The sequence below is a fragment of the Roseiarcus sp. genome, from assembly GCF_049514155.1.
Lineage (GTDB): Bacteria > Pseudomonadota > Alphaproteobacteria > Rhizobiales > Beijerinckiaceae > Roseiarcus.
The window spans coordinates 1-9,545 of record NZ_JBEKVH010000144.1 but is presented as its reverse complement, the minus strand read 5'-3'; the positions used below and the strand labels follow the sequence as shown (position 1 = coordinate 9,545).

Sequence of the window (9,545 nt, the reverse complement as noted above, 5' to 3'; positions counted from 1 at the left end):
ACCCGCATCGGCGCGTTGCTCAGGCGCACCAGCGCCGACGAGCTGCCGCAGCTTCTCAACGTCGTCGCCGGCGACATGTCGATCGTCGGGCCGCGGCCGCAGGCGATGGCGCACGACCAGCTCTACGTCGAGCGCATCGCCCGCTACGCGCGCCGCCACAACGTCAAGCCCGGCATCACCGGCTGGGCCCAGGTCAACGGCCTGCGCGGCGAGATCCGCAGCGACGAGGACATCCAGGGACGCGTCGAGCACGACCTCTACTACGTCGACCATTGGTCGCTGTGGCTCGACCTCAAGATCGTGCTGGCGACGGCGTTCGGCCTGCTCGGCGACAAGAAGGCCTATTGAGCGGCGGCGCGCCGAACGCGCTCATCAAGCGCGTCTACAATGCGGCTTTCGCGTGGGCGATCGCCTTCAGCATGACGCTGGAAAAGCCGGCGCTGTCGGCGTCGCTCCCCGCGACCCAGAACAGCGCGCCCGCTTCGTCCGGCGCCGCGTCGACCTCCGCGACATAGACGGCGAGCCGCAGCGTGAAATGGGTGAAGACCTGTTCGACTTCGCCCGGCAGGCGCCGCCAGCGCGCCGCGAACGGCGCCGCCGCGCTCGCGCCGCCGTCTTCGGCCGTCCGCCATGCCGGCCCCGGGAGTTCGAGCGTCGCGCCGAGCAGGCCCTTGGGCGGGCGACGGCGGGCGAGGAACGCGCCGTCGCGGCGAAACGCGAAATAGGCCGCGCCGAAGCGGACCGGCCGCGCCCTGGCGGCGGCGCGGCGCGGATAGGATTCGGGCTCGTCGGCGAGCGCCGCCGCGCAATCGGCATTTAGCGGGCAGGCGGCGCAGTCGGGATTGCGCGGCCGGCAGACCGTCGCGCCGAGGTCCATCAGCGCCTGGGCGAAGTCGCCCGGCCGGTCGGCGGGGACGAGCGCCGCCGTCGCGGCGGCGATCGCCGCACGCGCCTGCGGCCACGGCGTCGGCAGCGCGGCGAGCCGGGCCATGATGCGCGCGACATTGCCGTCGACCGCGGCCGCCCTTTCGCCGAAGGCGATCGCCGCCACCGCCGCCGCGGTGTAGGCGCCGACGCCTGGCAGCGCCCGTAAAGCCGCCTCGCCGGCGGGGAACCGGCCGCCGCGCCGGGCAATCTCCTGGGCGCAGGCGTGGAGGTTGCGCGCCCGCGCGTAATAGCCGAGCCCGGCGAAGGTCTCGATCACCTCGTCGAGCGAGGCGGCGGCGAGCGCCTCGACCCGCGGCCAGCGCGCGAGGAAGCGCGCGTAATAGGGGGCGACGGCGGCGGCGGTCGTCTGCTGCAGCAGGATTTCCGACAGCCAGACGCGATAGGGATCGGGCGTCTCGCCCGGCGCGGCGCGCCACGGCAGGTCGCGGCGATGGACGTCCCACCAGGCGAGCAGGCGGCGGGCGAGCGACGGCTGCTTCAAAGCCGCGCGGCGAGGGGCTAGACTGGCGTCCATGGCTGACAGACTAGCGGCGGCGGCGCGATGAAGAAACCGGCGATCGGCAAGCCGCGCGCGCAACCGGCGCAGGTCGGGTCGCTGCTCGCCGGCATCGTCGCGCCGACGCTCGCAGCGCGCGGGCTCGGCCAGATGAGTCTGATCGCCGACTGGCCCGACATCGTCGGCGCCGACGTCGCGCGCTACGCCCAGCCGGCGCAGATCCAATGGCCGCCGCGCGGCGCGCGCCAGGACCCGAGTTCGGTCGCGCCGGCGACGCTGGTGCTGCGGGTCGATCCGGCGTTCGCGCTCGAAGCCCAGCACGCGGCCGCGATCATCGTCCAGCGCGTCAATGCTCATCTCGGCTGGCGCTGCGTCGGCCGGGTCGCGATCCGCCAAGGGCCGCTCGCTCCGACCCGTCAGCCGCATCGCGCCCCCCCGGCGCCGAGCGAAGCGGCGCGCCAGCGCGCTGCAGCGCTGGCCGCGCCGATCGCCGACGACGAATTGCGGATCGCGCTGGCGCAACTCGGCGCGCGCGCCATCGACAAGGAGGCGCGCCGCCGAAGGCGCGAACCGCTCTGACGGATTCAATCGCCTCGAGCCCGCTCGCCGGACGCCGCGTGACGCGGATGAACGGCGTCGGCAACAAGATCCTCACCCTCGACCTGCGCGGGACCGCGGCGCTGCCGACGCCGGCCGAAGCGCGCGCCATCCATCGCGCGCCGGGGCTCGACTACGACCAGTTGATGGTCCTCTCCGATCCGCTCCGCCCCGGGACCGAAGCCTTCGTGCGCATCTACAACAACGACGGCGGCGAGGCGGGCGCCTGCGGCAACGGCACGCGTTGCGTCGCCGACCGGCTGGCGCGCATCAGCGGCGCGCACGCGTTCGCCATCGAGACCGCGGCCGGAATCATCGCCTGCGAGCGCCTCGACGAATGGACCTATCGCGTCGACATGGGTAGCCCGCGCCTCGCCTGGGACGAAATCCCGCTGGCGAAGCCGGTCTTCGACGAGCGCGCCGTCTCGCTGAAGCTGCCCGGCCTGCCCGACTATGGCCTGGCGAGCGTCGTCAACATGGGCAACCCGCACGCGATTTTCTGGGTCGCCGACGTCGTGGCGATCCCGCTCGAGACGGTCGGGCCGCGATTCGAAACCCACCCGTTGTTTCCCGAGAAGGCGAATGTCTCCTTCGCGGAAGTTCTCGCGCCTGACCTGATCAAGCTGCGCGTGTGGGAACGCGGCGTCGGAATCACGCTCGGCTGCGGCTCGGCCGCCTGCGCGACGCTGGTCGCCGCCTCGCGGCTCGGCCTCACAGGCCGCGCGGCGCGCATCGAACTGCCGGGCGGCGCGCTGACGATCGAATGGCGCGAGAGGGACGATCACGTGCTGATGACCGGCCCCGTCGAATTCGAGCGGGAGATCACGCTTGACGCGGAAATGTTCGCGCCGGCGACGACGTGACGCGGGTTTGATGGCGCCGCGACGGAATGTTAGCAAACGCGCAGCCGTGCGCGGCGCGGGCGGGAGGATGAAGTGAACCAGGCGGGCCAGATCGCATCGCCGAGCGCCGCGGCGGGTCACAATCGTCTGCGCAACCCCGGCGTCGCGCTCGAACCGGCGTGGTTCGAGTCGGTCGCCGTCAACGCCAGCGCGGTCGAGCGGCGCACCGCGAGTCTGTCCGGCCGCCGCTCGGTCAAGAAGGACCACCAGGCGGCGTGGCTGGTGCGCGCGCTGACTTGCCTCGACCTGACGACGCTTGCCGGCGACGACACGCCGGGCCGCGTGCGCCGCCTGTGCGCCAAGGCGCGCCGGCCGCTCGACGACGACCTCGTCGCCGCGCTCGGCCTCGCCGACGACCCGCCGACGGTCGGCGCGGTCTGCGTCTATCCGACGATGGTCGAGCCGGCGGTCCGGGCGCTCGAAGGCTCCGGCATTCCGGTCGCTTCCGTCGCCGCCGCCTTTCCCGCCGGCCTGACGCCGCTGAAGATGCGGCTCGCCGAGATCGAATTCGCGGTCGGCCAGGGGGCGGACGAGATCGACATCGTCATCACCCGCGCCCACGTGCTCAACCGCGACTGGAACGCGCTCTACGACGAAGTGCAGGCGATGCGCGAAGCCTGCGGGCCGGCGCATCTCAAGACCATCCTCGCCACCGGCGACCTCAAGACCCTGCGCAACGTCTATTCCGCCAGCATGGCGGCGATGCAGGCCGGCGCCGACTTCATCAAGACCTCGACCGGCAAGGAGGACGTCAACGCGACGCTGCCGGTCAGCCTGGTGATGCTCAGGGCGCTGCGCGACTACCGCGACCTGACCGGCTTCGAGATCGGCTTCAAGCCGGCCGGCGGCCTGCGCACCGCCAAGGACGCGCTGACCTGGCTGATCCTGATGAAGGAAGAGCTGGGCCTGGCGTGGATGAAGAACGACCTCTTCCGCATCGGCGCGAGCTCGCTGCTCGGCGACATCGAACGCCAGCTCAGCCACTACGCGACCGGACGCTATTCCGCGACACACCGCCACGCGATGGCGTGAGGACGAGCGATGAAGCGTTCCGAACTCGCCCGGTCATGGCCGGGCCTGACCCGGCCATCCACGTCTTTCTGTCCGCGATCGCAAGGCCGCGAATTCTGCGAGCTCCAGGTCGTGGATGGCCGGGTCAAGCCCGGCCATGACGGCGGTTGGGGATTGTGGGCTTTGGAGAGCGCGCGATGACGGCAGTGAGAGACATTCTGCGCACCATGGACTACGGCCTCGCGCCCGAAAGCGACGAGCACGCGCGCGCCTGGCTCGCCGCGCACAGCGCAGGCTTCGGCCATTTCATCGCCGGCGCGTTCACGCCGCCCGGGCAATTGTTCGACGTCTTCAATCCGGCGCGCGGCGAGCGCATCGCCCGCGTCAGCCAGGGGACGGAAGCCGACGTCGCGGCGGCGGTCGCGGCGGCGCGCAAGGCGCTGAAATCCTGGTCGGCTTTGAGCGGCGACGCGCGCGCGCGCTGGCTCTACGCGCTCGCTCGCCATATCCAGAAGCGCGAGCGGCTGCTCGCCGTGCTGGAGAGCCTCGACAACGGCAAGCCGATCCGCGAATCGCGCGACGTCGACGTGCCGCTGGTCGCGCGCCATTTCTATCACCACGCCGGCTGGGCCTCGCTGATCGCCGACGAGTTTCCCGGCCATCGACCGGTCGGCGTCTGCGGCCAGATCATTCCGTGGAACTTCCCGCTGCTGATGCTGGCGTGGAAGATCGCGCCGGCGCTCGCCGCAGGAAACACCGTCGTGCTGAAGCCGGCGGAGTTCACGCCGCTGACCGCGCTCGCCTTCGCCGAGATTTGCGTCGAGGTCGGGCTGCCGCCCGGCGTCGTCAACATCGTCACCGGCGACGGCGCGACCGGCGCGGCGCTGGTCGAAAGCGACGACGTCGACAAGATCGCCTTCACCGGCTCGACCGAGGTCGGCCGGGCGATCCGTCAGGCGACCGCCGGCACGGGCAAGAAGCTGTCGCTCGAGCTCGGCGGCAAGTCGCCGTTCGTCGTCTTCGAGGATTCCGATCTCGACAGCGCGGTCGAGGGCGTCGTCGACGCGATCTGGTTCAACCAGGGCCAGGTGTGCTGCGCCGGCTCGCGGCTGCTGGTCGCCGAATCGATCGCCGAGCGGATGTACGCCAAGCTGCGGGCGCGGATGGAGACGCTGAGAATCGGCGACCCGCTCGACAAGTCGATCGACGTCGGCGCGATCGTCGCGCCGGTCCAACTCGAACGGATCAAGCGCCTGGTCGAGGCGGGCGAACGCGAGGGCGCGAAGGTGTGGCGCGCGCCCGGGCCGCTGCCCGAGCGCGGCTGTTTCTATCCGCCGACGCTGGTCACCGAAGTCGAGCCGGCCTCGATCCTGGCGCGCGAGGAGATCTTCGGGCCGGTGCTGGCGGCGATGACCTTCCGCACGCCCGACGAGGCGGTCGCGCTCGCCAACAACACCCGCTACGGCCTCGCCGCCTCGGTGTGGACCGAGAACGTCAATCGCGCGTTCGAAGTCGCCGCGAAGATCAAGGCCGGCGTGGTGTGGATCAATTCGACCAACCTGTTCGACGCCGCCTCCGGGTTCGGCGGCTATCGCGAGAGCGGCTTCGGCCGCGAGGGCGGGCGCGAAGGATTGGCCGAATACCTCGAAGCGCCGGCGGCGGCGACGAAGTCGGCCAAGGCGGTCAAGGCGCCCCTAAACGCGCTGCCCGGCCGCGCGCCGGCGCCCGACGGCGATTCGATCGACCGCACCGCCAAGCTCTATATCGGCGGCAAGCAGGCGCGGCCCGATTCCGGTTCTTGCTATTCCGTGCTCGATCCGGAAGGCAAGGTCGTCGGCCTCGCGGGGTTGGGGAATCGCAAGGACATCCGCAACGCGGTCGAGGCGGCGGCGAAGGCTTCGAGCTGGGGCGCGGCGACCGCCCACAACCGCGCCCAGGTGCTCTATTACCTCGCCGAGAACCTCGAATCGCGCAGCGAGGAGTTCGCCGCGCGGCTCGGCGCCCAGACCGGAGCGGGAGCGCGCGAGGCGCGCGCCGAGGTCGAGACCGCCGTGCGGCGCGCGTTCTACTACGCCGGCTTCGCCGACAAATTCGACGGCGCGGTGCACGCGACCAAGACGCGCTTCGTCACCCTGGCGATGAACGAGCCGTGGGGCGTGATGGGAATCGTCTGCCCCGACGAGGCGCCGCTGATCGGCTTCGTCTCGCTCGTCCTGCCGGCGATCGCGATGGGCAATGCCGTGGTCGTCGTCCCCTCGGCTTCGCATCCGCTCAGCGCGACCGACTTCTATTCGCTGCTCGACACCTCCGACGCGCCGGCCGGCGTGGTCAACATTGTCACCGGCGAGGCGGCGGCGCTGGCCAAGACGCTCGCCGAACACGACGGCGTCGACGCGCTGTGGTGCGTCGGCCCGCGCGAGCTTTCCAAAGCGATCGAGGCCGCTTCGGCCGCCAACCTCAAGGCGACCTGGACGCGCCTGCCGCCGCGCGACTGGGCCGACGAGCAGGGCCGCGACTACCTGCGCCGCGCGACGCAAGTGAAGAACATCTGGACGCCCTACGGGGAGTGAGGCCGCCTCCGCTCCGCCGTCATTTCCAGGCGCCAAGGTGCGTTGAAGCGCGCCCCCTCGCCTGAGAAGACGCTCGGCGCGAGCGCCGAGCCATCGCCAGAAACAGACGAAGGTCACGTCATCAGCGCGTCGGCGATGGCCTCGGTGATCGGCATGCCGGTGTAATGCTCGATCCACAGATACTGACCACGGGGGTTGCTTTCCAAGAAGACGTAACGGCCTTCGGGCGTGACGATGAAATCGATGCAGCTGTAGATCAGCCCGGCCTCGGCCATGAAGCCGCTCACTTTGTCGCGAATATCGGCGGGCAACTCGATGGGTTCGTATTTTATTTCGTGGGCTGCGATTCGCCAGTCGAGCTTTGTCCGTTCATTCCGCTGCGACAGAACTTTCGCAGCGAACATCCTGTCCCCGACAACGGTCAACCGAACCTCGTAATCCTTGGCGACGAGCTCCTGGAATATTCCAGGCGCATGCCGGATCAGGCTGAGCGACGATAACGCCTCCTCCGTCACGAGGGCGGTGAAGGCCGCCTTGCCTGGTTCGAGATCGAGCGTCTGGGACAGCGTCTTGAAGATGATCGCGCCGCCGCTTTCTTCGCGGAAAGCCGTGACGACGCCGGGATCATTGGTGATCACCGTGCGTGGAATGGCCAGCTTCAGCCGGCGCGCGGCGGCGAGCTGGGCGGGCTTCCATGCGGCGTCGCGATGACGGCGCGGCTCGTTCATCCAACGCCAGTCGGTCACCAGCGGCAAGGAATTCAGCGCGCTTTCGGCCTCGCGCGCGGCGAACTCGCGCTCTTGCGGCTTGAGACCGGGCGGAAAGCCGCGGCAATGCGAGGCGCGATACCAGACGCTGCCGATCAGATCGAATGGCGCGATACGGCCCTCGGTGGCGATCGAGCCGCCTAACGCGTCTGCCGCGGCGCGATAGGTCAGCGTCGAGTCCTGCGGATATCGGTCAAGATTCCATCGCAGCGCTGGACATCCGCGCCGACGTAAAACTTGAATCAAATGATCTGCGGTCGGATCAAATTGTTCGGTGATGAGCAGAATCGTCTTCATGCGCGCGGCACGCCTCGACACCGCGACCAAATCGTCGCGACGCGCGCCGGTTCGCAACCGGCGCGGCCGCAATGGGCGCCGACGGCGGCGTTAGTCGGCGTCGGCGTGTGGGCCTTGGCCGTTCGGTCCGGATCCTTGGGTCACGGCGGAACTCGCCACCTGAAACGACTTCGAGCCAAACACCGGATCGACGGTCCCCGGCTTGACCATCAGTTGCAGCTGCGGGTCATACACCATTCCAACATTTGGCCCCGGCGCCATATCTTGGAGGAACTGGTGCGCAAAGACTTGGCCGCCCGCGACCGACGCCAGTCCGGCGCCCGCCGCCGCCACGCCGGCGACGCCGAGAATACGCCGGGCGATTACGCGGCACGTTCCAATTGTGAGTTTCATGTGCTTTCTCCCCCGTGGATCACGCAACCGAACTCTTCTGATTGGCTTTAAAAAAGCCTAGGCTGCAGGCGCCCTGCTGTCAAAGTGTGTCGGCCCCGCCAAAGCTCGCTGGGAAGTCCGGCGTCCCGAGCCCAATCGCGGCGTCGATCGTCCACTCTTCGATCCCCGCGGCAGTTGACGGAAAACCCCCGGAATCTGCGGCGTCCGTCCTCTTGCCCAGCCCTATTCGTTCGCGGCGGCGCCGATCCGCTTCCAATAAATCTTCGTCGCCGTCAGGCCGCCGTGGGGCTTGAAGGCGAAGTCGGGGATCGAGCCGGCGAAGACGTAGCCCGTCTTCTCGTAGAGGCCCGAGGCGCCGTCGTCGGCGGCGGTGTCGAGGTTGATGAGCCTGCGGCCCCTCTCGACCGCGATGCGCTCGGCTTCGGCGAGCAGCGCCGCCGCCGCGCCGCGGCCGCGATGGTTCGGGTGGGTCATCATCTTGCCGATCTCGGCGCGGTGCTGCTGGTTGGGCGGCGTGTCGAGCAACAGCGACACGGTCGAGATCAGCCTCTCCCCGTCGTAGGCGCCGAGCACGATGCGCTCGCCGCGCGCCGCCGCCGCGAGCGCCTTCGCCCAGAAGCCGCGCGCGTCGGCATGCGCCAGCGGATGCAGGAAGTGGACGGAGCCGCCCGCCGCCACCGTCTCGACCAGGATGTCGGCGAGCGCGTCGAGCGTCTGCGGCGAAGCGGTCAATGGTTTGATCGCGAATTCAGGCACGCTGAGGCTCCTGACGAAGGGCGCGGTCGGCGCCCGCGCCTACAAATCACCAGACGTTCACGACGCGGTAGCCCAGCGCGCGGAAGCGCGCGATCAGGCCGCCCTTGCCGGGTAGATGCAGCGCGCCGACGGCGACGAAGGCGCCGCCCTTGGCCAGCAGCGGCGCGGCGCGCTCGGCCATCGTCGCGTTGCGGCCGACAAGCAGCAGATCGTCGAACTTTCGCTCGGCGGCGCGCTCTTCCGCCGTCAGCTCGGGCAGCGCGTCGACAACGGCGATCATCTCGGCCGGATGGCCGTCGCGATAGAGGCGCACCATGGTCGCGTAGGCGTCGTCGTCGAGCTCGGGCAGGCGGGCCGACGTCGTCAGCAGCGCGGCCGACAGCGCCGGCGGCGCGCTGGCGAGCGCCGCCAGTTGCTCGTCGGCGCTCTCCAGCCCGACGACCGGAATCTTCGCCGCCGCGCCCGCCTCGGCGACGATCTCGTCGACCTCGGGCAGCGCCGCCTGTTCGCGCGCCTGCTCGCACAACGGCGCCTCGACGCTCGCCGCGAGGAACCACAGCTTGAGATGATGCGCGAGTTCCTTCGGCACGCCGTGGGCGGCGAGCAGCGCCTCCACCGACGCGCCGGCGGCGCCGGCGAGATCGGGCTGGAACGTGTCCGCGTCGCGATCGATCGCCGCGGCGAGCAGCTTGGCGGCGAGCGCGCCGCGATCGACCGCGTCGAACGGACCGCCGAGCTCGGTGGCGACGACCGTCGCCTTCGATGCGACCGCGGCGGCGCGACGCGCGATCGCCGCCGCGCTTTCGTC

Annotated in this window: 10 protein-coding genes; 5 read left to right on the top strand and 5 right to left on the bottom strand. The window is 70.2% G+C overall.

Features of this window, described 5'->3' with window-relative positions:
- A partial coding sequence (locus tag ABSF49_RS17145) for a sugar transferase (RefSeq protein WP_424113864.1) occupies positions 1-348 on the top strand: 348 nt, incomplete at its 5' end.
- A 34-nt stretch (positions 349-382) separates the two neighbouring features.
- Here ABSF49_RS17145 and ABSF49_RS17140 read toward each other — a convergent pair.
- Positions 383-1,429 carry an A/G-specific adenine glycosylase gene (locus tag ABSF49_RS17140; protein WP_424113863.1) on the bottom strand — a complete coding sequence of 349 codons (1,047 nt, stop codon included), beginning with the start codon at positions 1,427-1,429 and terminating at the stop codon, positions 383-385.
- 60 nt (positions 1,430-1,489) lie between these two features.
- Between ABSF49_RS17140 and ABSF49_RS17135 the strand changes: the two genes are divergently transcribed.
- The 4 genes from ABSF49_RS17135 to ABSF49_RS17120 all read left to right on the top strand — a co-directional run bounded on the left by ABSF49_RS17135 (position 1,490) and on the right by ABSF49_RS17120 (position 6,524).
- Entirely contained in the window at positions 1,490-2,023 is a 534-nt protein-coding gene (locus ABSF49_RS17135; RefSeq protein ID WP_424113862.1) for a DUF721 domain-containing protein, read from the top strand.
- A 47-nt stretch (positions 2,024-2,070) separates the two neighbouring features.
- Positions 2,071-2,904 carry a diaminopimelate epimerase gene (gene dapF / locus ABSF49_RS17130; protein WP_424113866.1) on the top strand — a complete coding sequence of 278 codons (834 nt, stop codon included), beginning with the start codon at positions 2,071-2,073 and terminating at the stop codon, positions 2,902-2,904.
- 72 nt (positions 2,905-2,976) lie between these two features.
- A complete protein-coding gene (gene deoC / locus ABSF49_RS17125) occupies positions 2,977-3,975 on the top strand; it encodes a deoxyribose-phosphate aldolase (RefSeq protein WP_424113861.1) in 999 nt (332 codons plus the stop codon).
- A 176-nt stretch (positions 3,976-4,151) separates the two neighbouring features.
- A complete protein-coding gene (locus ABSF49_RS17120) occupies positions 4,152-6,524 on the top strand; it encodes an aldehyde dehydrogenase family protein (protein ID WP_424113860.1) in 2,373 nt (790 codons plus the stop codon).
- A gap of 113 nt (positions 6,525-6,637) precedes the next feature.
- Here the strand turns inward: ABSF49_RS17120 and ABSF49_RS17115 are convergent, their stop codons facing one another.
- The 4 genes from ABSF49_RS17115 to ABSF49_RS17100 form a co-directional block, all read right to left on the bottom strand.
- Positions 6,638-7,609 (bottom strand): MvdC/MvdD family ATP grasp protein, encoded by a 972-nt coding sequence (locus ABSF49_RS17115; protein WP_424113865.1) that lies wholly within the window; start codon positions 7,607-7,609, stop codon positions 6,638-6,640.
- 69 nt (positions 7,610-7,678) lie between these two features.
- Positions 7,679-7,981 (bottom strand): hypothetical protein, encoded by a 303-nt coding sequence (locus ABSF49_RS17110; RefSeq protein ID WP_424113859.1) that lies wholly within the window; start codon positions 7,979-7,981, stop codon positions 7,679-7,681.
- A gap of 222 nt (positions 7,982-8,203) precedes the next feature.
- Entirely contained in the window at positions 8,204-8,737 is a 534-nt protein-coding gene (locus ABSF49_RS17105) for a GNAT family N-acetyltransferase (RefSeq protein WP_424113858.1), read from the bottom strand.
- Between the two features lie 46 nt (positions 8,738-8,783).
- On the bottom strand, positions 8,784-9,545 hold a 762-nt coding region (locus tag ABSF49_RS17100; RefSeq protein WP_424113857.1), incomplete at its 5' end, for a TraB/GumN family protein.